This window comes from Aeromicrobium sp. 10G20-16, from assembly GCF_055809665.1.
This window is the reverse complement of record NZ_CM147919.1, coordinates 1023041-1048259: the sequence shown is the minus strand read 5'-3', so window position 1 is coordinate 1048259 and position 25219 is coordinate 1023041. Positions and strand designations below refer to the sequence as shown.

General features: G+C 69.5%; 25 protein-coding genes and 1 pseudogene. 19 read left to right on the top strand and 7 right to left on the bottom strand.

Features of this window, described 5'->3' with window-relative positions; translation table 11 throughout:
* The first annotated feature begins 6 nt into the window (after positions 1-6).
* Entirely contained in the window at positions 7-396 is a 390-nt protein-coding gene (gene acpS / locus AC0L5F_RS05270; protein WP_473315580.1) for a holo-ACP synthase AcpS, read from the top strand.
* An 88-nt stretch (positions 397-484) separates the two neighbouring features.
* Here the strand turns inward: acpS and AC0L5F_RS05265 are convergent, their stop codons facing one another.
* The 3 genes from AC0L5F_RS05265 to fabG are packed head-to-tail and all read right to left on the bottom strand — an operon-like array spanning position 485 to position 2901.
* A complete protein-coding gene (locus AC0L5F_RS05265) occupies positions 485-1102 on the bottom strand; it encodes a TetR/AcrR family transcriptional regulator (RefSeq protein ID WP_473315579.1) in 618 nt (205 codons plus the stop codon).
* A 10-nt stretch (positions 1103-1112) separates the two neighbouring features.
* Positions 1113-2144 carry a phosphotransferase family protein gene (locus tag AC0L5F_RS05260; protein ID WP_473315578.1) on the bottom strand — a complete coding sequence of 344 codons (1032 nt, stop codon included), beginning with the start codon at positions 2142-2144 and terminating at the stop codon, positions 1113-1115.
* A 1-nt stretch (position 2145) separates the two neighbouring features.
* Positions 2146-2901: a 3-oxoacyl-ACP reductase FabG gene (gene fabG / locus AC0L5F_RS05255; protein WP_473315577.1), complete on the bottom strand. Its 756-nt coding sequence runs from the start codon at positions 2899-2901 to the stop codon at positions 2146-2148.
* A gap of 386 nt (positions 2902-3287) precedes the next feature.
* On the opposite strand from fabG, the pseudogene AC0L5F_RS05250 reads away from it, so the two are divergent.
* The 9 genes and pseudogenes from AC0L5F_RS05250 to AC0L5F_RS05210 form a co-directional block, all read left to right on the top strand.
* Positions 3288-4085 (top strand): annotated as a pseudogene (locus AC0L5F_RS05250) (carboxyl transferase domain-containing protein); the annotation flags it as partial.
* A 73-nt stretch (positions 4086-4158) separates the two neighbouring features.
* Positions 4159-4644: a carboxyl transferase domain-containing protein gene (locus tag AC0L5F_RS05245; protein WP_473316150.1), complete on the top strand. Its 486-nt coding sequence runs from the start codon at positions 4159-4161 to the stop codon at positions 4642-4644.
* Positions 4641-4868 carry a biotin/lipoyl-binding carrier protein gene (locus AC0L5F_RS05240; RefSeq protein WP_473316149.1) on the top strand — a complete coding sequence of 76 codons (228 nt, stop codon included), beginning with the start codon at positions 4641-4643 and terminating at the stop codon, positions 4866-4868. The genes AC0L5F_RS05245 and AC0L5F_RS05240 overlap by 4 nt, the downstream gene beginning before the upstream one ends.
* Positions 4869-4937: 69 nt before the next feature.
* Complete coding sequence (locus tag AC0L5F_RS05235; RefSeq protein ID WP_473315576.1) at positions 4938-5633, top strand: acyl-CoA thioesterase; 696 nt, start codon at positions 4938-4940, stop codon at positions 5631-5633.
* A gap of 55 nt (positions 5634-5688) precedes the next feature.
* The gene (locus AC0L5F_RS05230; RefSeq protein ID WP_473315575.1) at positions 5689-6507 is read left to right on the top strand and encodes an ABC transporter ATP-binding protein; all 819 of its coding nucleotides are present in this window, start codon (positions 5689-5691) and stop codon (positions 6505-6507) included.
* 57 nt (positions 6508-6564) lie between these two features.
* Entirely contained in the window at positions 6565-7608 is a 1044-nt protein-coding gene (locus AC0L5F_RS05225; protein WP_473315574.1) for an aliphatic sulfonate ABC transporter substrate-binding protein, read from the top strand.
* A 12-nt stretch (positions 7609-7620) separates the two neighbouring features.
* Positions 7621-8448, top strand: coding sequence for an ABC transporter permease (locus AC0L5F_RS05220; RefSeq protein WP_473315573.1), 828 nt, complete (start codon positions 7621-7623; stop codon positions 8446-8448).
* A gap of 1 nt (position 8449) precedes the next feature.
* Positions 8450-9769: an O-acetylhomoserine aminocarboxypropyltransferase/cysteine synthase family protein gene (locus AC0L5F_RS05215; RefSeq protein WP_473315572.1), complete on the top strand. Its 1320-nt coding sequence runs from the start codon at positions 8450-8452 to the stop codon at positions 9767-9769.
* Positions 9766-10269 carry a CoA-binding protein gene (locus AC0L5F_RS05210; protein WP_473315571.1) on the top strand — a complete coding sequence of 168 codons (504 nt, stop codon included), beginning with the start codon at positions 9766-9768 and terminating at the stop codon, positions 10267-10269. The genes AC0L5F_RS05215 and AC0L5F_RS05210 overlap by 4 nt, the downstream gene beginning before the upstream one ends.
* Positions 10270-10368: 99 nt before the next feature.
* Here the strand turns inward: AC0L5F_RS05210 and AC0L5F_RS05205 are convergent, their stop codons facing one another.
* Positions 10369-10740 (bottom strand): globin, encoded by a 372-nt coding sequence (locus AC0L5F_RS05205; RefSeq protein ID WP_473315570.1) that lies wholly within the window; start codon positions 10738-10740, stop codon positions 10369-10371.
* A 7-nt stretch (positions 10741-10747) separates the two neighbouring features.
* A complete protein-coding gene (locus AC0L5F_RS05200) occupies positions 10748-11653 on the bottom strand; it encodes a mechanosensitive ion channel family protein (protein WP_473315569.1) in 906 nt (301 codons plus the stop codon).
* 32 nt (positions 11654-11685) lie between these two features.
* Here AC0L5F_RS05200 and AC0L5F_RS05195 point away from each other — a divergent pair, with 32 nt between their 5' ends.
* Positions 11686-11979, top strand: a complete 294-nt coding sequence (locus AC0L5F_RS05195; RefSeq protein ID WP_473315568.1) for a hypothetical protein — start codon at positions 11686-11688, stop codon at positions 11977-11979.
* Positions 11980-12016: 37 nt separating this feature from the next.
* On the opposite strand, the gene pepN is transcribed toward AC0L5F_RS05195, so the two are convergent.
* On the bottom strand, positions 12017-14554 hold the full coding sequence (pepN, locus tag AC0L5F_RS05190; RefSeq protein WP_473315567.1) for an aminopeptidase N: 2538 nt from the start codon (positions 14552-14554) through the stop codon (positions 12017-12019).
* 36 nt (positions 14555-14590) lie between these two features.
* Between pepN and AC0L5F_RS05185 the strand changes: the two genes are divergently transcribed.
* From AC0L5F_RS05185 to AC0L5F_RS05155, 7 genes are read left to right on the top strand one after another with little or no spacing between them, the layout of a single operon-like run.
* Positions 14591-15739, top strand: coding sequence for a glutamate--cysteine ligase (locus tag AC0L5F_RS05185; protein WP_473315566.1), 1149 nt, complete (start codon positions 14591-14593; stop codon positions 15737-15739).
* Positions 15736-16383 carry a mycothiol-dependent nitroreductase Rv2466c family protein gene (locus AC0L5F_RS05180; protein WP_473315565.1) on the top strand — a complete coding sequence of 216 codons (648 nt, stop codon included), beginning with the start codon at positions 15736-15738 and terminating at the stop codon, positions 16381-16383. Before AC0L5F_RS05185 ends, AC0L5F_RS05180 begins: the two co-directional genes overlap by 4 nt.
* Before the next feature lie 10 nt (positions 16384-16393).
* The gene (locus AC0L5F_RS05175; protein ID WP_473315564.1) at positions 16394-17293 is read left to right on the top strand and encodes an alpha/beta hydrolase; all 900 of its coding nucleotides are present in this window, start codon (positions 16394-16396) and stop codon (positions 17291-17293) included.
* A 7-nt stretch (positions 17294-17300) separates the two neighbouring features.
* On the top strand, positions 17301-18884 hold the full coding sequence (locus tag AC0L5F_RS05170) for a CDP-glycerol glycerophosphotransferase family protein (RefSeq protein WP_473315563.1): 1584 nt from the start codon (positions 17301-17303) through the stop codon (positions 18882-18884).
* Positions 18885-18934: 50 nt separating this feature from the next.
* Positions 18935-19393, top strand: a complete 459-nt coding sequence (locus tag AC0L5F_RS05165; protein WP_473315562.1) for a ribose-5-phosphate isomerase — start codon at positions 18935-18937, stop codon at positions 19391-19393.
* Positions 19386-20189, top strand: coding sequence for an Fpg/Nei family DNA glycosylase (locus AC0L5F_RS05160; protein ID WP_473315561.1), 804 nt, complete (start codon positions 19386-19388; stop codon positions 20187-20189). Before AC0L5F_RS05165 ends, AC0L5F_RS05160 begins: the two co-directional genes overlap by 8 nt.
* Positions 20190-20214: 25 nt before the next feature.
* The gene (locus tag AC0L5F_RS05155) at positions 20215-21390 is read left to right on the top strand and encodes a PP2C family protein-serine/threonine phosphatase (RefSeq protein WP_473315560.1); all 1176 of its coding nucleotides are present in this window, start codon (positions 20215-20217) and stop codon (positions 21388-21390) included.
* 1 nt (position 21391) lies between these two features.
* On the opposite strand, the gene AC0L5F_RS05150 is transcribed toward AC0L5F_RS05155, so the two are convergent.
* The gene (locus AC0L5F_RS05150) at positions 21392-23407 is read right to left on the bottom strand and encodes an acyltransferase family protein (RefSeq protein ID WP_473315559.1); all 2016 of its coding nucleotides are present in this window, start codon (positions 23405-23407) and stop codon (positions 21392-21394) included.
* 909 nt (positions 23408-24316) lie between these two features.
* On the opposite strand from AC0L5F_RS05150, the gene AC0L5F_RS05145 reads away from it, so the two are divergent.
* A complete protein-coding gene (locus tag AC0L5F_RS05145; protein WP_473315558.1) occupies positions 24317-24757 on the top strand; it encodes a hypothetical protein in 441 nt (146 codons plus the stop codon).
* The last annotated feature ends 462 nt before the right edge of the window (positions 24758-25219 follow it).

Genomic DNA, 25219 nt, shown 5'->3' with positions numbered 1-25219 from the left:
CACCCCATGACCGTGGTGGGGGTGGGGGTCGACCTCGTGCACGTGCCGGCGTTCGCGGCCCAGCTCTCGCAGCCGGGCTCGCGATTCGCCGGCGTGTTCACGCCGGGGGAGCGCGGCGACGCCCGTGATCGTGCGTCCGACTCCGCCCAGCACCTCGCGGCCCGCTGGGCCGCCAAGGAAGCGGTGATCAAGGCGTGGTCCGCCTCCATCCACGGGCAGGCGCCGGTGACGGACGAGCAGGTCCACCACCTGATCGAGGTCGTGCTCGACGCCTGGAACCGTCCCCGCATTCGCCTCCACGGTGAGGTCGCCACGCACCTCGCGGGCCACGACCTGCAGGTCTCGCTCTCCCACGACGGCGACTACGCCACCGCGTACGTGGTGCTCAGCGTCTGATGGTTTACCAGCAGGCCCCGGCAAACCTCGCTTCCATGGGCAAATTCACCCGGAGGAGTGACAGCTTTCCGTGGCCTGCTGGTAAACCTCAGGTGGGGCCGGCGGACAGCAGGTAGGCGGCGAGGAGGCGCTTGAGCTCGACGATGGCCTCGGCATGGCTCTGGTTGTCGCGGATGGAGAAGTTGAGCATCGAGTAGGCGACGTGCACGAGCACCTCGGCCATGATGGTGCGCCGCTCACGGGGGACACCCGGGGTCAACGGGGCGAGCGCCTTGGCGACCTCGCCGGCCAGCTCGCGCTCGGTGATGGCGGCGGTGGCGCGGGTGCTCGGGGTCGACTGCACGGCGTGCCACACGGCGCGGCGCGACGGATCCGCGGACCACAGTGCCGCCATGTGGTCGACGAGCCGCTCGAGGAACTTGGGCCAGTCCAGGGTGGGGATCTCCGCGGCGAACGCGTCGAGCTCCCGCTTGACCGCCACCGCGTCGACGCGGTCGAGCTCGCAGACGATCACGTACTTGTTGGCGAAGAACTGGTAGAGCGTGCCGATGGGCAGCTCGGCGCGGTTGGCGACCTCCTCGCAGGTGAACGACTCGAAGCCGACTTCGAGCAGCAGCTCGCGCGCCACGGCCAGCAGGTGGTCGAACTTGATGTGGGAGCGCTCCTGCGTGGGGCGGCGTCGCGGTTCGAGGATCTCGGCCGTCACGACCGTCACCCTAGTCGGTCGCGGTCAACCCTGCCTGCACCAGCGGGCCGATCGAGTCGCCGATGGTGTCGAACCCCTCGCCGAGCGTCTGACCCTTCGAGTACCGGAAGTAGATGCCTTCGAGGATCACCGCGAGCTTGAAGAACGCCAGGCCCAGGTGGAAACCGATGTCGCTCACGTCGCGGCCGGTGGTCGATGCGTACCGCTGCAGCACCTCGTCGCCGGACAGGTAGCCCGCCGCCAACGGAGCGTCGGTGACGCTGTTGGCCGCACCGCTGCCGCGCGAGGCCTCGGCCATCTGCTGATAGGCGAGCATGACGGCGACGTCGGTCAGCGGATCGCCGAGCGTGCTCATCTCCCAGTCGAGGACGGCGGTCATGCGATCGCCCTCCGCGCTGTCGATCAGCACGTTGTCGAGCCGGTAGTCGCCGTGGACGATGGTGCCCTCGCCGGTGGCGGGGATGCTGCTCGAGAGGCGGTCGGCCAGCTCGTCGATGCCGTCGATCTCGCGGCTGCGCGACGACTCCAGCTGCTTGCGCCACCGGCGCACCTGACGCTCGAGGTAGCCGTCCGGACGCCCGAAGTCACCGAGTCCGACTGCTTGCGGATCGACGGCGTGGAGGCGACCGAGGGTGTCGACCAGGTCCTCGGAGATGGCTCGCGTGCGGGCCTCGCCGAGGCGCTCCAGGTCCGCGGCGTGCTGGTAGGCGGTGCCGGATGCGCGCTCCATCACGTAGAACGGTGCGCCCATGACGTCCGGGTCGTCGCACAGCGCGTGCATGGTCGGGACGGGGACGTCGGTGCCGCGCAGGGCGGCCATGGCGCGGTACTCACGACCCATGTCGTGGGCGGTGGCCAGCACGTGACCCAGGGGAGGGCGGCGCACGACGATCTCGGTGGTGCCGTCGGTGACGGCATACGTCAGGTTGGACTTGCCGCCGGTGATCAGGCTGGCCTCCAGCCGACCGGCGACCAGTCCGGGACACGCGGTGTCCAGCCACTCGGCCAGGACGGCGGTGTCGAGTCCTTCGACGGCTGCCACGTCAGTCCTTCGGCCCGCCGGCCACGTAGATGACCTGACCCGAGACGAAACCGGCACCTTCGCTGACCAGGAACGACGCGGTGTGAGCGATGTCCTCGGGCTGGCCGACGCGAGCAACCGGGATCTGCTCGGCGCTGAACTTGATGAAGTCGTCGAAGTCGACCTTCATGCGCTCGGCCGTGGCGGCGGTCATGTCGGTCTGGATGAAGCCGGGGGCGATCGCGTTGGCCGTGACGCCGAACTTGCCCAGCTCGATCGCGAGGGTCTTGGTGAAGCCCTGCAGGCCGGCCTTCGCCGCGGAGTAGTTGGCCTGACCACGGTTGCCGAGCGCCGACGTGCTCGAGAGGTTCACGATGCGGCCGAACTTCGCCTCGGTCATGTACTTCTGGGCGGCCTTGGACATGTTGAACGAGCCGCGCAGGTGCACGCCCATGACCAGGTCCCAGTCCTCGACGGTCATCTTGAACAGCAGGTTGTCGCGCAGGATGCCGGCGTTGTTGACCAGCACGGTGGGCGCGCCGAGCTCGTCGGCGATGCGGGCCACGGCGGCGTCGACGGCTGCGGCATCGCTCACGTCGGCGCCGACGGCCAGGGCGGTGCCGCCGGCCGCGGTGATGGCGTCGACGGTGGTGGCGCAGGCGCCCTCGTCGAGATCGACGACGGCGACCTTCATGCCGTCGGCGGCGAGGCGGGTGGCGACAGCGGCACCGATGCCACGGGCTGCTCCGGTCACGATCGCGGTACGGACTTCGGTCACGTCAGGCTCCTGCAGGTCGGGTGGGGACGGTGGAAGACGATGCTAAGCGCTTGCTTAGTCACGTGTGCACGGTAGCGCACGAGACGAGTCCGGACCAGAGTCCGTGCCGCGGATCGGACGCGATGGCGACATACCTCACAAAAGATGAGGGATTCCTCAACTTCGGCTATAGTTGAGGAAACCCTCACGTTCAGGAGATCGCAGTGTCACAGCTCGACGCGGGTGCCAGCACCCAGCAGGCCTCGGCAGACCGACCGGCCCACCCCCGCGAGGTGCTCGAGCAGCACCGCGCCGGACGGTTCGCCCGGATCGAGCCCAAGGGCAAGCGGGTGCACACGGCTCGCGAGCGTGCCGAGCTGCTCCTGGATGAAGGGTCGTTCGTCGAGATGACGCCGTTGCGCACGGCCGGCACTCGACCCGACGGCACGAGCAGCGGCAGCGGAGTCGTGGCGGGCTGGGGCACCACCGACGGCAGCCCCGTCGTCGTGATCTCGCACGACGCCGCGGTCGCCTCCGGCGCCATCGGCGCGGTGATGGCCGAGGCGATCATGAAGGCCCAGCGGTTCGCCATCGAGCAGGGTCACCCGATCGTCTACATCAACGACTCCGGGGGAGCGCGGGTGCCGGACGGCATCTTCGCGCTGCACGGATGCGGCGGGATCTTCGCGCACAACGTCAAGGCGCAGAAGCGCGTGCCGCAGATCTCGCTGATCCTCGGCCCGTGCGCCGGTGCCGCGGCCTACTCGCCGGCCCTGACGGACTGGACGATCATGGTCAAGGGCCAGGGCCAGATGTTCCTGACCGGCCCCGACATCGTGAAGGCCGCCACCGGCGAGGACGCCACCGCCGAGCAGATCGGTGGTTCGCAGCTGCACTCGGTCACCAGCGGGGTCGCGCACCTCGAGGTCGAGTCCGAGATCGAGGCGTTCGACGCCACCCGCCTGCTGCTGTCGTTCCTGCCCGAGCACAAGGGTGCGCCGCAGAAGCGCCAGGGACCCATGCCGGCCAACCCGTTCGCCGCCGAGAAGCTGCCGACCCTCGTGCCGGAGAAGTCCAGCGTCGTGTTCGACATGAACGCGCTGCTCGACGGCGTTCTCGACAACGGCGCGCGCCTCGAGCTGATGCCCGAGCACGCCCCGAGCATCCTGACGCTGTTCGGGCGTCTCGACGGCCACCCGGTGGGCGTCGTGGCCAACCAGCCGGCCGCCCGCGGCGGCATCCTGGACTCCAAGGCGTCGGTCAAGCTTCGCCCGCTTCGTGGAGTTCTGCGGTCGGTTCGACCTGCCCGTGCTGACCTTCGTCGACGTGCCCGGCTTCCTGCCCGGCACCGTCGAGGAGAGCCGCGGCGTCATCACCCACGGCGCCAAGGTCCTCAAGGCCTACGCCGAGACCGAGTCGCCCAAGCTGACCGTCGTGGTCCGCAAGGCCTTCGGTGGCGCGTACATCGCCATGGGTGCCGCCTCGCTCGGCGCCGACGTCAACTGGGCGTGGGCCGGGTCCGAGATCGCGGTCATGGGCCCCGGCGGCGCCGTGGCCCTGCTGAACCGTCGCGAGCTGGCGGCGTCCGACAACCCCACCGCGTTGCGCGACGAGCTCGCCGCGACGTACCGCGAGGAGGTCGCGCGACCGTACGTGGCCGCCGAGGCCGGGATCGTCGACGACGTCATCCACGCCGAGGAGACCCGCCCCCGCATGGTGGCCGCCCTGCGCATGCTGACCTCCGGGTCCCGGACGCAGGCATGATCTCGGCGCGAGCCGAGATCGTCGGCAACATCTGGAAGATCACCTCTCGCGTCGGCGACCAGGTGGCCAAGGGCGACACCGTCGCGGTGCTGGAGTCCATGAAGATGGAGATCCCGGTCGTGGCTCCCGCGGGTGGCCACGTCAGCCAGATCCTCGTGGAGATCAACCAGATCGTCCAGGAGGGCGACCCGGTCGTCGAGATCGACGAGACCGCCAGCGCGTAGGTGGTTCTCGGATCGGCCTCTGGCATCATCGGGCGGGTGCCTGACACCCTGCCTTCGCACGAGTTGGCCATGCGCTGGTCGGACCTCGACATCCTCAACCACGTCACGAACGTGGTCTACGTCGACTACGCCGCCGAGGCGCAGGCGGTGCTGGAGCGCGACGGGCACCTCGATCCGCACCGGTCCGTGCAGGACGTCACGGTCACCTACCTGCGTCCGACGCCGCTGAGCGGCCGTCCGATCCTGCTGCGTGCCTCACGTGACGGCAACGTCCTGACCCAAGAGATCTGCACCACGACGGGTGGTGAACCCGCGGTGCACGCGACGGTCGTCACCGCGTTCGGGCCTCCTGCGCCGGCCGTGGTTCCCGGCCTCGGCGACGAGCCGCTGGCGGCACGCGTGCGGATGACCGACCTGGACGTGACGGGGTCGGTGTCGGCGTCGGGGCAGTTCCGGCTCGCCCAGGAGTCGCGCATCCTGCACTTCGCGAGCATGGGCAGGGACGCGCTCGGGCAGTTCGTCGTGGGGCGCATCGCCCTGCAGCCGGTGGCTCCGATCGCGTGGCGCACCGAGCCGCTGCAGGCGCACAGCGGGATCACCCGCGTCGGGCAGGGATCGTTCACGATCGACACCATGCTGTCCGCCGACGGCTCACCGGCGTTCACGTCCCAGACCGTGCTGGTGGGGTTCGACCGCGAGACCCAGGCATCGCGGCCCTTCGGTGACGACGAACGCGCCCACCTCGAGGCCCAGCTGCGCCGCTAGGTCCACATGCTGGACATTTCGTCCGCCAGTCAAGATCGCCTCTAGATTCATGCGGGTGAACCCGACTTCCACCCTTCCCGCCCGAGCAGTGGGCGAGCAGCAGACGCGACCCGAGGCCGTGCGCCTGCGGGGCGTCTCGCGCTCGTTCGCCACGCCTCAGGGACCGCACCACGTGCTGCGCGACGTCGATCTGTCGATCGGCGCCGGCGAGATCGTCGCCCTCATCGGGGCGTCCGGGTGCGGCAAGTCCACCCTGCTGCGGGAGATCTGCGGCCTCGATCGTCCGGACTCCGGCGACGTCGTCATCGGTGACCGTGCCGTCAGCCCCGCCGACCCCCGCTGCGCCGTGGCGTTCCAGGAGCCTCGCCTGCTGCCCTGGCGCTCCGTGCGCGACAACGTGCGCCTCGGCCTGCCGCGTGGCACCGCGCGGGCCGCGGGTGCGGCCCGCGTCACCGAGCTGCTCGAGCTGGTCGGTCTGACCGACGCCGCGGACCGGCGTCCGCGCGAGGTGTCCGGAGGCATGGCCCAGCGCGTCTCCCTGGCGCGAGCCCTGGCTCGCAACCCCGAGGTGCTCCTGCTCGACGAGCCGTTCGGGGCGCTCGACGCGCTGACCCGGCTGCGCATGCAGGACCTGCTGCTCGACATCCACGCCGCCGAACCCACGACGGTCGTCCTCGTCACGCACGACGTGGAGGAGGCCCTGTACCTCGCCGACCGCGTCGCGCTCATCGGCAGCGGCGAGTCCGATCGCGGGTCCGAGATCCGCTCACTGATCACCGTGCCGGGTGTCCGCCCGCGCGACCGGGGCGACGCCCAGCTGGCCGGCCTGCGGGCCGAGCTGCTCGAGGGCCTCGGCGTCCCCGCCCACCACTGACCCGCCCACCACTGACCTGCTCACCTGCTCGTCCGCCTGCACCCGAACGGAACACCCATGAACCTTCGCCCCACACGTCGCCGCTCGGCTGCTGCCGCCGCGGCCTTCGCCGCTCTCGCCCTGCTCACCGGCTGCGTCGCCGGTGAGGGATCCACCGATGCCGACAAGGCCTCGTCCGACGGCACGTGGAGCGCCTCGGAGCTGAACGTCGACTTCGCCACCTACAACCCGCTGTCGCTGATCATCAAGGACCAGGGCTGGCTCGAGGACACCCTCGGGGACGACGTCAAGGTGACGTGGACGCAGTCGGCAGGCTCCAACAAGGCCAACGAGGCCCTGCGCGCCGGTGCCATCGACGTCGGCTCCACCGCAGGTTCGGCCGCGTTGCTGGCTCGCGCCAACGGCTCGCCGATCAAGACCGTCCTGCTGTACTCGCAGCCCGACTGGTCCGCCCTCGTGGCGCCGAAGGGGTCGAGCATCACCAAGGTCGCGGACCTGAAGGGCAAGTCGATCGCCGCCACCAAGGGCACGGACCCCTACTTCTTCCTGCTGCAGGCGCTCGCCACGGCGAACCTGGGCCTCGACGACGTGGAGGTGCAGAACCTGCAGCACGCCGACGGCAAGACGGCCCTGGAGAACGGCAGCGTCGACGCCTGGGCCGGGCTCGATCCGCTCATGGCCGACAGCGAGGTCAACAACGGCTCGAAGCTGTTCTACCGCAACATCGACTTCAACTCCTACGGCTTCCTGAACGCCACCGAGGACTTCATCACCAACAGCCCCGACCTGGCCCAGCTCGTGGCCGACGCGTACGAGAAGGCGCGTGCCTGGGCTGCGGAGAATCCCGACGAGACCGTGCAGATCCTGGCGGACGCCTCGGGCATCTCGCCGGACCTCGCCAGGAAGGTGCTGCTGGAGCGGACGGTGCTGGACCTGGATCCCGCGCCCGGCGCGAAGCAGGCCGACGTGCTCAAGGTCATCGGCCCGATCTTCGTGCAGATCGGCGACGTCAAGAACCAGTCGCAGGTCGACGACGCCCTGGCCAGCCTGTTCGACACCGAGTTCATCGACGACGCCGACCCGGCTCGCGTCACGAGCTGACCGGAGGCACCGATGAGCGCAACCACCACGCACGCGAGCGACGGCGAGACCGCCGAGATCGAGCGGACCGCACGGCGGCCACTGCTCGACCGCGGCTGGGTGGTGGCTGTGCTCGGCGCGGTCGTCCCGGTGACCCTGGTGGTGGCCTGGCACGTCGCCAGCACCACCGGCGTCTTCGCGGTCTACCAGCTGCCCCCGCCGGTCTACGTCTGGGACGCCGCGGTCGAGCTGGTCGATCGCGGTGAGCTCTACAACCAGATCGCGATCTCGACCCAGCGCGTGCTGCTCGGCTTCGCGCTCGGAGCGTCGCTCGGACTGGCGCTGGGCGCGCTGGTGGGGCTGTCGCGACTGTGGTCGGTCCTGCTCGGTCCCACCGTCGGCGCCATCCGAGCGGTGCCGTCGCTCGCCTGGATCCCGCTGCTGCTGATCTGGCTGAAGCTGGGCGAGGACTCCAAGGTCACCCTGATCGCGATCGGCGCGTTCTTCCCCGTCTACACCACGGTGGCCGGCGCCCTGCGCCACGTCGATCCCCACCTCGTGGAAGCCGCCCGCGCCTTCGGGCTGAAGGGAGTGGAGCTGTTCCGCACCGTGCAGCTGCCAGCGGTCCTGCCGTCGGTGGTGTCCGGTCTTCGACTGGCCATGGCACAGGCGTGGTTGTTCCTGGTGGCAGCCGAGCTGGCCGGCGCCTCGATGGGCCTGGGCTTCCTGCTGACCGACTCGCAGAACAACGGCCGGGTCGACCGCGTGCTGCTCGCGATCGTGCTGCTGGCGGTGCTCGGCAAGGTCACGGATACGGTGATCGGCGTCGTCGAACGACGATTCCTCGCGAGATGGAGCTGACATGAGCGACGCAGCAGAGCACACCTTCGGGTTCCGCACCCGGGCCCTGCACGCAGGCGGCGTGCCCGACCCCACCACGGGGGCGCGAGCCGTGCCGATCTACCAGACCACCAGCTTCGTCTTCAACGACACCGCCGATGCGGCCAACCTGTTCGCCCTGCAGAAGTACGGCAACATCTACTCGCGCATCGGCAACCCCACCGTGGCGGCGCTCGAGGAGCGGATCGCCTCGCTGGAGGGCGGCATCGGCGCGGTGGCCACGTCGTCGGGCATGTCGGCGGAGTTCATCACCTTCGCCGCGCTCGCCGGTGCCGGCGACCACATCGTGGCCGCGGCGTCGCTGTACGGCGGCACCGTCACCCAGCTCGACGTGACGCTGCGTCGGTTCGGCGTCGAGACCACGTTCGTCCAGGGCACCGACCCGGCCGACTACGAGGCGGCCATCACCGACGCGACCAAGGCCGTCTACGCCGAGGTCGTTGCGAACCCCAGCGGCGAGATCTGTGACATCGCCGGCCTGGCCGAGGTGGCCCACCGACACGGCATCCCGCTGGTCATCGACGCCACCCTCGCCACGCCGTACCTGATCCGTCCGATCGAGCACGGCGCCGACATCGTGATCCACTCGCTCACCAAGTTCATCGGCGGGCACGGCACGACCCTCGGCGGCGTCGTCGTCGAGTCGGGCCGCTTCGACTGGGGCAGCGGCCGGTTCCCCTCGATGACCGAGCCGGTGGAGTCCTACGGCGGCGTCACCTGGTGGGAGAACTTCGGCGAGTACGGCTTCTTGACCAAGCTGCGCACCGAACAGCTGCGCGACATCGGACCCGCGCTGTCGCCGACGGCAGCGTTCCAGCTGCTGCAGGGCGTCGAGACCCTCGCGCAGCGCATGGACGCCCACGTCGCCAACGCCCAGGCAGTGGCCACGTGGCTCGCCGAGGATCCGCGCGTGGGGTACGTGACCTACGCCGGACTGGCCGACCACCCGCACCACGAGCGTGCCGCCACCTACCTGCCGCAGGGCCCCGGAGCCGTCTTCGCCTTCGGCGTCGGCGCAACCGACGACCTGAGCGGTCGCGAGGTGGGGCAACGCTTCATCGAGTCCGTGCAGCTGGCCAGCCACCTGGCGAACATCGGCGACGCCCGTACGCTGGTGATTCACCCCGGATCCACCACGCACCAGCAGCTCTCCGACGAGCAGCTCGCCGCGGCCGGGGTGGCCGAGGACCTGATCCGGATCTCGGTCGGCATCGAGGACGTCGAGGACATCATCTGGGACCTCGACCAGGCGTTGACAGCAGCGACGGGAGCCAGCCGATGAGCACCTCAGAGCGGACCTGGCGGGGCCCCAGCGCCCCGGAGCGTCTGGCCATCCTGCGGCGCACGAAGTCCATCGCCATCGTCGGTGCCTCGACCAACCCCGCCCGGGCCAGCTACTTCGTGTCCACCTACCTGCTGAGCAGCTCGGACTACCGGGTGTACTTCGTCAACCCGCGCGCCACCGAGATCCTCGGCCAGCGGGTCTACGCCAGCCTCGCCGACCTGCCCGAGGTCCCGGACGTGGTCGACGTCTTCCGCCGCCACGACGACCTGCCCGAGGTGCTCGAGGAGGCCAAGGCCGTCGGCGCCAGGACACTGTGGCTGCAGCTCGGCTCGTGGCACGAGGACGTCGCCCGCGACGCCGAGGCCGCAGGCATGGACGTCGTGATGGACCGCTGCGTCAAGATCGAGCATGCCCGCTTCGACGGCGGTCTGCACCTCGCCGGCTTCGACACCGGTGTGATCAGCTCGCGGCGGGACTCCGGAGTCACGCAGCGCTAGGTCCCAGCCACGTCGCTCAGCCCGCGTTCGCTGCGCTCAGCCCGGCGTGTTGACCATGCTGCACTTGTCGGTTCATGGCCCAACACGCCTTCGCTTCGCTCAGCCCGGCGTGTTGACCATGAACGTTGCCGCGTGCTCCACGTAGGCCCAGAACTGGGCGTCCTGCTCGGGGGAGAGGTCGGCGGCATCCAGGCCGGCGCGGAAGTGCAGCAGCCAGCGGTCGCGCGCCAGCAGGTTCACCTCGAAGGGGGCGTGGCGCATGCGCAGGCGGGGGTGGCCGCGCTGCTCGGAGTAGGTGGTGGGGCCACCCCAGTACTGCTCGAGGAACATCCGGAACCGTTCCTCGGCCGGCCCCAGGTCCTCCTCGGGGTACAGGGGGCGCAGGACGTCGTCGGTGGCGACGCCCTCGTAGAAGCGGTGCACGATCAGCGCGATCGTGTCGTGACCGCCGATCTCGTCGTAGAAGCTCACGCCGTCGTCACTCCGTACTCAAGGGAGACACGAACGTGCGGGGGATCTCGATGCCCTCGGTGTCGAAGCGTGCCTTGATGCGCTGGCGCATCGCACGAGCGACGAACCACTGCTGCAGCGGGGCGGTCTTCAGCACGAGACGCACGACCGCGCCGTCCTTGCCGAAGTCCTGCACGCCCCAGACCTCCGGCTCCTCGAGGATGATGCCCGCGAACTGGTCCTCGCCGAACAGCTGGTGCGCCTCGTCGGCCAGGACGGTCTGCACGTGCGCGAGGTCCGCGTCGTAGCTGACGGTGACGTCCAGCACCGTGCGCGCCCAGTTCTGGCTCTGGTTGCCGACGCGCACGATCTCACCGTTGCGGACGTACCAGACCGTGCCGTTGACGTCTCGCAGCCGGGTGATGCGCAGGCTGACCTCCTCGACCGTCCCGGCGGCTTCGCCGACGTCGATGACGTCGCCGACGCCGTACTGGTCCTCCAGGATCATGAAGATGCCGGCCAGGTAGTCCTTGACCAGGTTCTGCGCACCGAAGCCCAATGCCACGCCGACGATGCCGGCGCTGGCGATGATGGGGGCGACGTCGATGCCGACCTTGGACAGCACCATGACGATGACGACGGCCAGGATGAGGCTGGTCGACACGCTCTTGAGCAGCGATCCCATCGTGGTGGCGCGCTGGTGGCGGCGGGCCGCGATGGCGGGGTTGTGGTCGGTGAACAGCTTCTCGGCGCGACTGGTGATCGGGCCGGGTGGCTTGCCGCTGGTGACCCGGGCCACCAGCCGGTCCACCGAACGGTGCACCAACCAGCGCAGGAGCAGTCCGAGAATGAGGATGAGCACGATCGCACCGGGGGTGGCGACGAACCATTCCCACGCGGTGCCGGTCGGCAGATTCCAGTCCAGGGCACGCATGGGGCCAGCCTACGGGCCACTAGGATGGAGCCATGATGCCTGCCTCGACGACCGTCCGCCGCGTGGGTATCGCGGCCGCGATGTTCCTGATCACCTTCGTCACCGGCGCCGCTGCGGCGTACGCTGACACGCCCGTCAGCCCCGACTGGCCCATCGCGGAGCCGCGCAGCACTCTCGACACGCTGCTGGTGTTCGGGGGTGGGACCATCGCACTGTTCGTCCTCGTCGCGATCTTCGGTCTGCTGACGGCCCGCAACAACTACGTGCCCCCGCCGCCGAGCCAGGACCTCGCGACCACCCCGGGCTCGGACGCCGTCCACCACTGACCTGTCCGCTCGGGAACCGAGCGGACTCGTCAGGTGCTCAGTGGGTGGCGTTCTGGGCGCGGAGGGCGCGGGCGAGGTCGTCGCGACCCTCCAGCACGTAGCGGCGCGCGGCAGGACCGGCCTGGGTCGACTCCAGCCACGCGTCCACCTTGGCGAGCGTGTCGGCTGACGGGTTCGACGACGGGAACAGGGCGATCAAGGCGTTTTGCCCGACCCACACGCCCTTGTCCTCGATGATGGTCTCGGCCATCTCGAGGTAGCGGTCGACGTAGGGCTCGAGCAGATCGGCCTGGCCGGCCACCTGGAACGCGTAGGCGGTCTGCCGGCGGGTCTCGTTGGGGGTCGAGTCGTCCTCGACCACGATGCGCCACGCCTCGGTCTTGGCCTCGGCGAGCGGCCGGATCGCCCGTGCCGCCGACGCACGCTCCTGGCCGCTGATGGTGTTGTCGGCCGCGAGCGTCTGCTCGATCTCGGCCTCGTCGGCGTCGCCGATGCGGGCCAGTGCGGTCACCAGGCTCCACCGCAGGTCGGTGTCGACCTCGAGGCCCGGCAGTGCGCCGTCGAGGATCTCGCGCAGACGCTTCGGGCCCGATGCGGCCGCGGCGAACGCGCGCACGAGGGCGAGCTGGTGGTCGCTGCCGGGCTCGGCCGCGTCCACGAGGGCTCGCAGGCCGGACTCCCACCGCTCGGCCAGCGCGGGCCGCTCGGCGTCGGACGTGAACAGGTTCACGGCGCTCGAACCCTGGCGCAGCAGCGAGGCCACGGCCGTGAGGTCGTTCTCCGTGCCCACACCGGCCAGCACCAGGGAGACGAAGTCGGCGCCCGACAGCTCGGCGTCACGGGTCATGTCCCACGCCGACCCCCAGCACAGGGCGCGGGGCAGCGACTCCTCGAAGGTGGCGATGCTCTCCAGCAAGGTGGTGAACGAGCGCTCGTCGAGCCGGATCTTGGCGTAGGTCAGGTCGTCGTCGTTGAGCAGGATCAGGTCGGGGCGGCGGTGGTCGATCAGGTCGGTGATGTCGGTCGACTCACCGCGCACGTCGGTCTCGATCCGCTCGGTGCGCACCAGCCGACCCTCCACGCGGTCGTACAGACCGATCGCGATGCGGTGGCGGCGCAGCGTCGGGAAGTCCTCCGCTGCCGTCTGCACCACCCGGAACGACGTGAAGTGCTCCTTGCCGTCATCGCCCTCGGCCGTGTCGAACTCGGCGCGCAGGGTGTTCACGCCCGACGTCTGCAGCCACTCCTTGGCCCATTCGCCCAGCTCGCGCCCGCTCGACGCCTCCAGCTCTGTCAGCAGGTCGCTCAGCTCGGTGTTGCCGAAGGCGTGCTTGTCGAAGTAGGCGCGCAGCCCGGCGAAGAAGTCCTTCTCGCCGACCCACGCCACCAGCTGCTTGAGCGCCGAGGCGCCCTTGGCGTAGGTGATGCCGTCGAAGTTGGCCTCGACGGCGTGCAGGTCGTAGTTGTCGGCCGCGATCGGGTGCGTCGACGGCAGCTGGTCCTGGCGGTAGGCCCAGTTCTTGCGCGAGTTGGTGAAGCTGGTCCACGCCTCGGTGAAGCGGGTGGCATGCGTGTTGGCGTACGAGGCGGCGAACTCGGCGAACGACTCGTTCAGCCACAGGTCGTCCCACCACTTCATCGTGACCAGATCGCCGAACCACATGTGCGCCATCTCGTGCAGGATCGTGTTCGAGCGCGACTCGTAGGCCGCCTGCGTCTGCCGGCTGCGGAAGATCATCTCGTCGCGGAACGTCACGCAGCCGGCGTTCTCCATCGCGCCCATGTTGTACTCCGGCACGAACAGCTGGTCGTAGGTGCCACCGAACGGGTAGGCCATCTCGAAGACGCGCTCGAACAGCTCGAAACCCTGCTTGGTGACGGTGAAGATGTCGTCGGCGTCGAGGTGCTCGACCAGCGACTGGCGGCAGTAGACGTTCAGCGGCAGGTCGCCGTGCTTGCCGGAGTACACGTCGCTGACGCGGTGGTAGTGGCCCGCCACGAGTGCGGTGATGTAGGTGGACATCGTCTTCGTGGGCTCGAAGTGCCAGGTGGCGGCGCCGTCGTGGGCGGGCACCGGCTCGGGCGTGGGGGAGTTGGACACCACGGCCCAGTCGTCCGGGGCCGTGACGTGGAAGGTGAACACGGCCTTGAGGTCGGGCTGCTCAAACGTGGTGAACACGCGGCGGGCGTCGGGCACCTCGAACTGGGTGTAGAGGTAGACCTTGTCGTCGGCCGGGTCGATGAACTTGTGCAGGCCCTCGCCGGAGTGCGAGTACTTGCACGTGGCCTCGACCCGCAGCTCGTTGCTCTCGGCAAGTCCGGTCAGCGCGATGCGGCTGTCGGCGTAGGCGGAGGTGTCGACCGGATCGCCGTTGAGGGTGATCGAGCGGATGTCGCCGTCGACGAGGTCGGCGAACGTCGCGCTCCCCGCCGTCGCGGTGAATCTGATCGTCGTGATCGACCCGAACCGATCCGGGTTGTCCAGCGTCAGGTCCAGCTCCACGTCGTAGGTGTCGGTGGAGATGATCGCTGCGCGCTGCTGGGCTTCGTCACGGGTCAGATTTGTTCCTGGCATGCAACCAACTCTCGCACGTGCGGCACGATGGGGTGCATGGAGATCCCGTTCGCGGAATCGGCACGGTCCAGCGTCGGCATCGAGTGGGAGCTCGCCCTGGTCGACCAGGACTCGGGTGACCTGCGCCAGGTGGCGCAGACGGTGCTCGACGCCGTCAAGCCGCCGGGAGCCGAGCAGCACCCGCACATCCGCCAGGAGCTGCTGCTCAACACCGTCGAGGTCGTCTCGGGCATCTGCCGCACGGTCCGCGAGGCCGGCGCCGACCTCGAGCGGGCGATCGAGGAGATCCGTGCGGTCACCGACCCGCTGCGGGTCGAGCTGATGTGTGCCGGCACCCATCCGTTCGCCCGGTGGGACAACCAGAAGGTCACCGATCGCGAGCGTTACGCCACCCTGATCGACCGCACGCAGTGGTGGGGTCGACAGATGCTCATCTACGGGGTGCACGTCCACGTGGGCATCGAGGACCGCGACAAGGTGCTGCCGATCAGTGCCGCGATGCTGTCGTACTACGGGCACCTGCAGGCGTTGAGCGCGTCGTCGCCGTTCTGGGGCGGCAAGTCCACCGGCTACGCCTCGAACCGTGCGCTGATGTTCCAGCAGCTGCCCACGGCCGGGTTGCCGTTCCACTTCCAGCAGTGGCACGAGCTGGAGGGCTACGTCGACGACCTGACCCACACCGGCGTCATCGACACCTACGACGAGATCCGGTGGGACCTGCGCCCGGCGCCGAAGTTCGGCACGCTCGAGGTGCGGGTCTGCGACGGGATCCCGACGATGTCGGAGCTCTTGAGCATCTCGGCGCTCACCCACTGCCTGGTCGAGCACTTCTCCAGCGAGCTCGACGCCGGACGCACCCTGCCGGACCTGCAGCCGTGGTTCGCGCAGGAGAACAAGTGGCGGTCGGCCCGCTACGGCATGGACGCGATCCTCATCTTCGACGAGCAGGCCGACGAGGGGCTGGTCACCGAGGACCTGCTGCGTCTTCTCGGCGTCCTGGAGCCGATCGCCGCCCGTCTGGACTGCACCGAGGAGCTCGGTGGGATCCACGACATCATCCGCGACGGCGCCTCCTACCAGAGGCAGAACGCGGTGGCGGAGGCCAACGGTGGCCGCCTCGACGCGGTGGTCCAGTCACTCGTGCAGGAAATGCGTGAGGGTCGTCCGGTGTTGCACCAGGCATGACTTCTACAGAAACCGTCGACTTCTGGTTCGACCCGCTGTGCCCGTTCGCGTGGATCACGTCCCGCTGGATGCTCGAGGTCGAGCAGCAGCGCGACGTCGAGACCACGTTCCACATCATGAGCCTGTCGGTGCTCAACTCCGGCAAGGACGTCTCCGAGGAGTACAAGGCCATGATCGACGCCGGCTGGGGACCGGTGCGGCTCGCGATCGCGATCGAGCAGCAGCACGGTCAGCAGTCGCTGCGCGAGTTCTACACGGCCATCGGCACCAAGCACCACAACGAGAAGCAGGAGTTCTCGACCGAGCTGTACGAAGCGGTGCTCGCCGAGATCGGTCTGCCCACCGAGCTCGCGGCCGCGGCCGAGGACGAGTCGCTCGACGACGCGGTGCGCGCCTCGCACGAGGACGGCATCAACCGGGTCGGCGAAGAGGTCGGCACCCCGGTCATCGCCATCGGTGGCACGGCGTTCTTCGGCCCGGTCCTGACCAGCATCCCCAAGGGCGAGGACGCCGGCAAGGTCTTCGACGGCGCTCGCCTGCTCGCCGGCTACCCGGACTTCTTCGAGCTCAAGCGCACCCGCACCGGAGAAGCTCGACTTCAGCTGATCACCGATCCTCGTGGGGGTGGGCGGTGCGGCTCCTAGAATCGCCGACATGACCCTCCACCCCCAGTCGCGGGCGTTGCTCGCCGAGGTCGCGGTCGATGCGCCGTCGGTCTTCGACGACCCTGCGGGGTTCCGCGCAGTCGCCCGGGCGGCGGCGCTCGCCACGACCGATCGGATCGGGCTCGACAGCGTCGAGGACCTCGACGCCGACGGTGTTCCGGTGCGGCTGTACCGACCCCGTCTCGGGGCACCGGTGGCCCTCTACGTCCACGGCGGCGGGTGGGTCATGCACGATCTGGAGACCCACGACGCCTTCTGCCGGTACCTCGCGCACGCGACCGGTTGGGCGCTGCTGGCCGTCGACTACCGGCTGGCGCCCGAGCACCCCTTCCCGGCGCCGTTGGACGACGTCGAGACGGCCGCGCGGTGGCTGCGGGAGAACGCCCGTCGGCACCGCGTCAGCACCGACCTGGTGGCGGCCATCGGCGACTCGTCGGGCGCGAACCTGGTGACCGCCCTGTCGGTGCGAGCACCGGGGCTCATCGACGCCCAGGTGCTGCTGTACCCACCGACGGATCGCACGGCCGACCTGCTCGACGAGCTCTCGACGGCGGTGCTCGAAGCGGGCGTCATGGGGCGGTTCTGGGAGGCCTACGCGCCTCACGTCGATCCCCGCCACCCCGAGGTCTCACCCGGGTTGGCCGCCGACCTGTCGGACCAGCCGCGCACCCTGCTGATCACCTGCGAGCACGACGTCCTGGGCCCCCAGGGCCAACAGTTCGGGGCGCGACTCGCCGAGGCCGGAGTCGAGGTCACGGCGTGGGTCGCGGCCGGGATGGTGCACTCGTTCTGGCGCCAACCCGAGCGATTCGACGCTGCCCGCGTCGCGGTGACACTCGTCGGTGCCTGGCTGGAGTCTGCACTGGCGCACCGTCGATCACTGGCATGATGGCCGCGTGACGGAGGACGGCCAGGCCAAGACCCCACGGCGGGTGCAGTGGCGACACCTGGCCCGCCTGTCGCGTGGCGCCAGGCTGATCTCGGCGTCCGTCCTGCTGATCACCGCCGCCGTCGTGGTCGCGTGGGTGCTCGATGGCGGGTCCCTTTCCCTCGCGGCATGGTGCGCGTCCGTGGCCAGCCTGCTGCTGATCGCTGCCTTCGCCCTCGTCGACGGATCGTCGTACAAGCCGCCGCACGCGTACGGACTGCCGACGGTCCCGGACGGTCCGCCGACCTTCCGCAGCGTCGACGCGCTGCTGCACCGGTCGGCGGTCGTGGTCGGCGCGCTCGTGGTCGCCGCATTCGTCGGCATCGGCATCGTCGCCGACGGTCTGCAGTGGTGGGGCCCGCTCGGTGTGGCCCTGCTCGTGGCCGTCGCCACCTGGCTGCGGGCCTGGCCCTGGATCGGCGGGCAGCTGCACATATCCCGCATCCGTCGAGCGCTGAGGGCCTACGCACCGCGCACGGCGATGGGGTACGCCGGTCGCAGCGGCGGACCGTGGCAGCTGCGGATGTGGGAGCCGTTCATCCTGCGTTCCGGCGAGCGCAACGTCGTCTACAACCGGCACGAGAAGTACCTGGCGATGATCCTCGAGGGCGCACAGCTGTCCTCTCCGCTGATCCAGCTCGGGTCACGTGACGTCGCCGAGCTCAACCGGCTGGTGGCGCCGTCCATCCGGGCGATGTTCTACGTCCAGAACGCCCGCACCAACGCCGCGTTCATGGCACACGACCAGATCACGCACGTGTGGCTCAACCACGGGGACTCCGACAAGCCGGCCAACTTCAACCCGCGACACGGCGACTACGACCGCCTGGTGGTGTGTGGTCAGGCCGGCATCGACCGCTACGAGCGTCACGGCATCTCGATCCCGCGGGAGAAGTTCGTGGTGCTCGGACGGCCGCAGTCCTCGGGCATCGCCCTGGTCTCGACGCCGATCGGCGACGTCGCCGACAAGACGGTGCTCTACGCGCCCACCTGGCAGGGTCTGTCCGAGAACGTCAACTTCTCCTCGCTCGAACGGGGACCCGAGATCGTGCGCGCGTTGATCGAACGTGGCGCCACCGTGCTGTTTCGACCCCATCCGCTCAGCTATCGGTGGCGGCGACGCCGGGCCGTGATCGCCGAGATCCGCCAGATCCTCAAGGACGACCGCGAGCAGTCGCAGCGTCAGCACCTGTGGGGCCAGCAGGTCGACCAGGAGTGGAGCATCGCCGACCTCACCGATCGTTGCGACGCCCTGGTCTCCGACGTGTCCAGCGTGGTGTCGGACTTCCTCGCGTCGGGCAAGCCCTACGCGATGACGAGCATGCACGACCCGATCGACGTCTTCCGCGCCGAGAACGCCGTGGCGGAGACCGGCTACGTCATCCTCGGCGATCTCAGCAACCTCGGCGAGGCGCTGGACGACCTGTTGTTCACCGACCCGCTCGCTCGCGAGCGCGACGAGCGACGGCGCTACGTCCTCGGCGACTTCACCGGTGAGGAGTCGGCGGAGGCCTTCGCCGCCTTCGTGCGTGAGCTGGTCCACGACGCCTGATCACTCGGGCGGGTCGACGCACGCGGCACGCGGGCTGCCAGACTGATCCCATGCGCGTCCACATCGCTGCCGATCACGCCGGATTCGAGCTCAAGGCCCATCTCGTCGCCTGGCTCACCGAACAGGGCCACGAGCCCGTCGACCACGGCGCGGAGGCCTACGACGCCGAGGACGACTACCCGCCGTTCTGCGTCTCAGCGGCGGCCGCGGCGGTCGCCGAGGCCGGCTCGCTCGCCATCGTCATCGGTGGTTCGGGCAACGGCGAGCAGATCGCTGCCAACAAGGTCACGGGCGCGCGGGCGGCACTCGCCTGGAGCACCGAGACCGCCTCGCTCGCGCGACAGCACAACAACGCCCAGGTGGTCGCCGTCGGTGCCCGCATGCACACGGCCGAGGAGGCGACGGCGATCGTCGAGGCGTTCCTCACCACGCCGTGGAGCGGAGCCGAGCGGCACCAGCGGCGCATCGACATGCTGCTCGCCTACGAGGAGACCGGCGAGTTTGCCTGAGGGGCACACCCTCCACCGTCTGGCCGGCGAGCTGACCGAGGCGTTCGGGGGACAGCGCGTCAGGTCAGGCAGCCCGCAGGGCCGGTTCGACGGCGCGTCCGCCCTCGACGGTCGCGTGCTGGTCGGCGCGGACGCGGTGGGCAAGCACCTGCTCGTCGACTTCGGTGACGACGTGGCACACGTGCACCTCGGGCTCTACGGCACGTTCACCATCACCCCGGGTGTGGGCCACCCCGCCGTGGGACAGGTCAGGTGGCGCCTGGAGGGCGAGTCGACGGCCGATCTGCGTGGACCCACCGCGTGCGAGCTCCTCACACCGCCGGAGGTCGATGCACTGATCGATCGCATCGGACCCGATCCGCTGCGTGACGACGCCGACCCCGACCGGGCGTGGGCCCGCATCCACGGTTCGTCGGCCCCGATCGCGACCCTCCTGATGGACCAGTCGGTCCTCGGCGGGGTCGGCAACGTCTACCGGGCCGAGGTGCTGTTCCGTCACGGCGTCGCCCCGATGACCGCCGGCCGCCGCCTTCGCAAGGTGCGCTGGGACGCCATGTGGGACGACCTCGTCGACCTGATGGCGCGCGGGGTCGAGACCGGCCGGATCGACACCGTGCGCCCCGAGCACGAGCCCGAGGCCATGGGACGCGAGGCACGCGCGGACGATCACGGGGGAGAGGTCTACGTGTACCGGCGCGACGGCATGGACTGCTTCGTGTGCGGCACCACGATCCGCAAGCGCGTCGTGGCCGCCCGCAATCTGTTCTGGTGCCCCTCGTGCCAGCGGCGGCGCTAAGCCTCTGCGGCGCTAGGCTCACGGCATGACGTCCCCCCTGCGTCGCGCGCGGTCCGCCGTCGCGCACTACGTCGACGACCGAGTCGTCAGCTGGCGCACGGGCAGCGAGGAGGGCCAGCGCACCGCGTGGTTGGTCCTGGCTCTGCTGACGGGGGGACTGCTGCTGCTGTCGCTCATCGAGTACCGGGTCGTCGCCGCCGCCTGGTTCGTCGTGCCGATGCTGCTGGGGACGATCATCTTGAGTCATCGTCCGCTGGTCGCGCTGATCGGCGTCATCATCGTGTGCGTCACCGTGACGGTGTCCGTCGAGTCCGTGGCCAACGGCATGACCGCCGCGCGGTTGTCGACCCTGGGCGCCATGGCGCTCATCGCGGTGGTCGTGATCTTCGACTCGGCGCAGCGGCGCAGCGGCCTGCCCCGCACGGTCGGCGAGGCCATGCTGGTCGACCTGCGCGACCGTCTCCAGGCGCAGGGCGCCGTGCCTCCGCTGCCAGAGGGTTGGAGCTCGGAGTCGGCGATGAAGTACGCCGGTGGCGCCCGGTTCTCGGGCGACTTCATGGTCGCCAACCTCGCCGACGACGAGTCGACCCTCGAGATGGTGCTGGTCGACGTGTGCGGCAAGGGCGTCGCGGCCGGCACCCGGTCCTTGCAGCTGGCCGGCGCCCTCGGCGGCCTGATCGGTGCGCTGCCACCCGACGGACTGTTCCGGGCCGCCAACAACTTCTTGCTGCGCCAGAAGTGGGACGACGGCTTCGCCACGGCCGTGCACGTGCTGATCGACCTGAGCAGCGGGGACTACACGATCATCAGCGCCGGTCACCCACCTGCACTCCGGTGGGACTCCGGGACCGAGGAGTGGCAGGTCGACGGAGCACGCGGCCTCGCCCTGGGCATCGCCGACGAGCCGGAGTTCCACCAGACCACGGGAACGGTCGGTCCGGGCGACGCCTTGATGTTCTACACCGACGGCGTGGTCGAGTCCCGCTCGCGTGACTTCACCGCAGGCATCGACTGGCTGCGGGCCCGCGCCGGGCAGATCGTCCACGACGACGGGTTCGTCGGTGCCCCGAGGCGCATCATGGCCGAGGTCGCCGCGGGCGACGACCGGGCGATCCTGCTGCTGACCCGCGCGCACCAGGTTGCGCCCGGGTCGACCGATGCGCCGTCGGTGTCACGATCGACCCGGCTGCCGCACCCCTGAGTCAGCGTCCGACGGCTTGACGGATGGCGGTCGCCAGGTAGGGGCCGAGCGTACGGGTGTACGACTCACTCAGGTGCGACCCGTCGAAGTAGGTGATGACGCGGCCGTTGACGGGCCGGCACACGGTGGGTGCGCAGATGTAGCGGTTGAGGTCCGCCACGCTCGCTCCCGGCACCGACTCGGCGGCTGCTGCGAGCGGATCGGTCGGGATCCAGTCGCGGGGGGCGCCGGAGCACGCGGCGACGTCGCCGTCGTGGCGAGCCAGGCAGACGGGGACCGGTCCGACGTCGTCGTCGGGGAAGGGCGTGTCGTGCAGCACCAGGACGCGGGCTCCGCTGTCGGTCCAACGCTTCAGCTGGCGCTGGTAGGCGGCCTGCAGCGTGTCGAGCCGGTCAGCGCCGGTGTGGCCGACGATCGAGTGCACGTTGCGCTGGGTGGTCACGATGAGGTCGAACCGCTCGCCGCGGGTCCGCTCGAACACGCGCTGGCCCCATCGCTGACACCCCGTGGCCTTGGCGGCGGCGTCGAAGGTGAGTCGCTCGCCGTCGACGAGCGTGCACTCGGAGGCGACGAAGGTGGTGACCGTGGCCTCCGGCAGCCCCGCGAATGCCGGCTGCCACTGAGCCGCGTGCGAGTTGCCCACCAACGCGATGCGCAGGGGGCCGGAACCGAACGTGCACGACGGGGTCTCGCGGTACGGCGGCGTCTCGAAGCAGCGATTCGCGAAGGTCGGTGGGCGGTCCTTCGCTGCCGCGTCCGGGGGGAGGACGGGGGCCGCCGTGGGGTCCTGCGGGCACGCCTCGGGGTACGCCAGCGACCCCGCACCCAGGCACTCGCCGGCGCTGCGGCGCAGCTCGTCGGCCTGCGCAGCCGCGCGGTCGTCGCGGATCGACACCTCGACGGTCTGTGCCACCGCGACCGCCGTCAGGACCGACATCGCCACGGCTGCGGCCACGTACGGGACGCGAAGCCGGGCACCTGCGCGAGGGCGTCGCCAGCGTTGCTCGACGTGTCGGTAGGTGACGGCCGAGAGCGCGAGGGTGAGGAGCACGATCCCGATGCGGTCGCCGGTGGTGAGGTCGCGTCCGAGCGCCGCGGGGGCCAGGACGAGCAGGGGCCAGTGCCACAGGTACACCGAGTACGACACGTCGCCGAGCCACTGGATCGGACGGAGCCCGAGCATCGCGGTCGGTCCGCCGCGTCCGTCGCTCGAGGCGGCGAGGAAGGCAGCGGCGCCGAGCACGGGAACGAGCGCTCGCCAGCCCGGGAACGGATCGCTGCCGGACAGTGCGAGAGCTCCGACGGCGATGGCTGCGAGGCCGGCCCAGGCGAGGGGCGCCGCCAGCCGCGCCGGGGCGCGTGCTCCGAGGGCCGCGAGCAGGCCGCCGGCGCCGAGCTCCCACATGCGGGTGGGGGTGACGAAGTACGCGGCAGCCGGGTCGCGGGTCGTGAGCACCAGTGAGCAGACGAACGAGGCTGCCACGACGGCCGCGACGACGACGAGCGTGTACGTGCGAGGGTCGCGTCCCGCCGCCCACCAGAACGTCGCTGCGAGCAGCAACGGCCAGACGACGTAGAACTGCTCCTCGACCCCCAGCGACCAGAAGTGCTGCAGGGGGCTGGGTGGGCTGTCGCTCGACAGGTAGTCGGTCGCCGATCGCACCAGCGCCCAGTTCTCGACGTAGAACGTGGAGGCGATCGCCTCGCGCGCGGTGCGCAGCCACTCGGTGCTGGGCTGCACCAGCCGCGACGCGACCAATGTCGCGGCGATCACCAGCATCGAGGCAGGCAGTAGACGGCGGATCCGGCGTGCCCAGAACTGGCCCAGGGCACGTCGCGACGTCGGCGGAGTCTGCAGCAGGTGCGCGGTGATGAGGTAGCCGGAGATGACGAAGAAGACGTCGACCCCGATGAAGCCGCCCGGCACGGCGCCCGGCCAGAGGTGATAGGCGACCACGAGGGCGACGGCCACGGCTCGCAGGCCCTGGATGTCGCGCCGCACACCCCGATCAGTCACGGGGGCCAGCCTAGGAGAGCGGACGACGAGACTCGAACGGACGCAGGTATCATCCCCGCGTCCGCGGACGAGTTGCTGAACCCCAGGAAGCGCCGCAGCAACGGTGGGACACGCGCCGGGGGTTGGGTGGCTTACATTCGGGGTTCACAGGGCGGTCGAAGGCGGTGAGGCGGGACGTGGTGGGCGCCGGTGACGTGAGAGTGCGGGGCAGAGGCCTCGAGCTTGTGGCGCCCCGTGGTGGTCTATGTCGCTTTCTGCTATCTGCTGCTGGCGGCGGCAATTGGTCGCGATGCAGAGAGTTTTCGCGACGTCGCACTCTTCGGACTGCCCGCCTCGTTGTCGGTCCTGCTCCTGACGCTCCCTGCCTGGATCGTGGCTGCAGCGACCACCTACGAGGTCAGTGCGAACCACTTCGTCGTCCGTCGATGGGGTCGGGTGCTGTCGAGCACGCCATGCGAAGACATTGCGCTGTTCGAGCTGTCAGGCCGCCCCCGATGGATCGACCTTGCGTCGCCATTCGTTCTCGCTGATGGCATGTTTCCGAGAGCGACGATAGGCGGCTCTCGCAGGCAGTCGCTTCCGCCAATCCTGCTGTGGTCATCAGTCGATGAGGCGGAACGAGTACTGCGGGCTGCCATCAACCGATGTCGTGGATAGCAGATGGCTTTCCGAGGACGGATGGGCTCACATCGAGCGCTGCCCCAAGACGTCGATGAGACAGGCGTGGGCGCCTCTGAATCGTGTGGGCTTGTCGTGCAACAGAACAGGCCCTTCAATTCCTGTAGGTCGCGACGTGGTTTTGAGGACGCCACCGCGGGTCACCGCTGATACTTGCGCTGTGACTTCCGACGGCGGGCCCCCAATCGACCCAGACGATCCATGTGTTTGCCCGGCTCTGCCACCCGAAGAGTGAACCCGCACTCTGGTCAGGTTTGGAGACCTCGACCGTGGTCGCGCATTCTTGCGATCGCGATCATCTCGCCAACGATTGCGGCAATCTCCTTGGTTTACGCCGTCGGCGATGGCGGCAATCTATTGATCGGCGGGTCGATCGCGGTGATCGGCGCCTTCTTGCTGTGGCGGTGCGCCATTCATCCTGAACTGAGGCTGGATGACGACAGCGTCGTCATCGTGAACCCATTCGGGTCGCGAGTGATCCCGCTGACTGAAATTGAACGAGTTTGGCCCGGGTACGCAGGAATGGAGATCACTGTCGTGCGAGGCCGTACGTACACCGCATGGGCGGTCCAGCGTTCCAATCTGACTCTGGTGCTCGGGTACCGCGTCCGCAGCGTCGAAGTAGCCGAGATCCTGAACGCAGCGGTCAGCGAGCGTCGCAGAATGCCGTAGCGAATGTCGCTGGGCACTGGAGACCACGGCCCGCCTCAAGCACCAAATGGTCACGTCGCACAGTCAAAATGCGGCCCATCGTTTCCCTGCGGGTACTTCGCGGCAGGACGCAACCCATGTAAGAATCCGTTCGATGTTGCGGCAGACAAATCGGGACGAAGATGCAGAGGATGCCGATGACAGGACTCGGCCCGGGCCGCAACCGCGCTGGCGGCCGCTCTCCGCACCTGCGACCCCTACGACGAGGACTTTGGGACTTGCTCGACGTGCTGGCTCTGTATTCGCCAGGCATGGAGGTGCCCTTCGCGGATCACAGGCAGCTGAGTGGCGCCATCCGCGAATCGCCGATCAGGTCGGAGACCACAGGCGGATGAATTGTCGACTCACATTCTGGTCCAGGCGGCATCGCATCCGCTTTGAACGAGCGCAGACGACGATCGGTGTTTGGCGCCCATTCGGCCG

What these genes read in the sequence shown, in the direction of transcription:
- AC0L5F_RS05155 (WP_473315560.1), top strand. Translation starts at nt 20,215, where the DNA reads ATGACGTCCCCCCTGCGTCGCGCGCGGTCCGCCGTCGCGCACTACGTC.
- pepN (WP_473315567.1), bottom strand. Translation starts at nt 14,554, where the DNA reads ATGCCAGGAACAAATCTGACCCGTGACGAAGCCCAGCAGCGCGCAGCG.
- AC0L5F_RS05215 (WP_473315572.1), top strand. Translation starts at nt 8,450, where the DNA reads ATGAGCGACGCAGCAGAGCACACCTTCGGGTTCCGCACCCGGGCCCTG.
- AC0L5F_RS05235 (WP_473315576.1), top strand. Translation starts at nt 4,938, where the DNA reads ATGCGCTGGTCGGACCTCGACATCCTCAACCACGTCACGAACGTGGTC.
- AC0L5F_RS05180 (WP_473315565.1), top strand. Translation starts at nt 15,736, where the DNA reads ATGACTTCTACAGAAACCGTCGACTTCTGGTTCGACCCGCTGTGCCCG.
- AC0L5F_RS05240 (WP_473316149.1), top strand. Translation starts at nt 4,641, where the DNA reads ATGATCTCGGCGCGAGCCGAGATCGTCGGCAACATCTGGAAGATCACC.
- AC0L5F_RS05195 (WP_473315568.1), top strand. Translation starts at nt 11,686, where the DNA reads ATGATGCCTGCCTCGACGACCGTCCGCCGCGTGGGTATCGCGGCCGCG.
- AC0L5F_RS05185 (WP_473315566.1), top strand. Translation starts at nt 14,591, where the DNA reads ATGGAGATCCCGTTCGCGGAATCGGCACGGTCCAGCGTCGGCATCGAG.
- AC0L5F_RS05220 (WP_473315573.1), top strand. Translation starts at nt 7,621, where the DNA reads ATGAGCGCAACCACCACGCACGCGAGCGACGGCGAGACCGCCGAGATC.
- AC0L5F_RS05165 (WP_473315562.1), top strand. Translation starts at nt 18,935, where the DNA reads ATGCGCGTCCACATCGCTGCCGATCACGCCGGATTCGAGCTCAAGGCC.
- AC0L5F_RS05210 (WP_473315571.1), top strand. Translation starts at nt 9,766, where the DNA reads ATGAGCACCTCAGAGCGGACCTGGCGGGGCCCCAGCGCCCCGGAGCGT.
- AC0L5F_RS05175 (WP_473315564.1), top strand. Translation starts at nt 16,394, where the DNA reads ATGACCCTCCACCCCCAGTCGCGGGCGTTGCTCGCCGAGGTCGCGGTC.
- acpS (WP_473315580.1), top strand. Translation starts at nt 7, where the DNA reads ATGACCGTGGTGGGGGTGGGGGTCGACCTCGTGCACGTGCCGGCGTTC.
- AC0L5F_RS05225 (WP_473315574.1), top strand. Translation starts at nt 6,565, where the DNA reads ATGAACCTTCGCCCCACACGTCGCCGCTCGGCTGCTGCCGCCGCGGCC.
- AC0L5F_RS05200 (WP_473315569.1), bottom strand. Translation starts at nt 11,653, where the DNA reads ATGCGTGCCCTGGACTGGAATCTGCCGACCGGCACCGCGTGGGAATGG.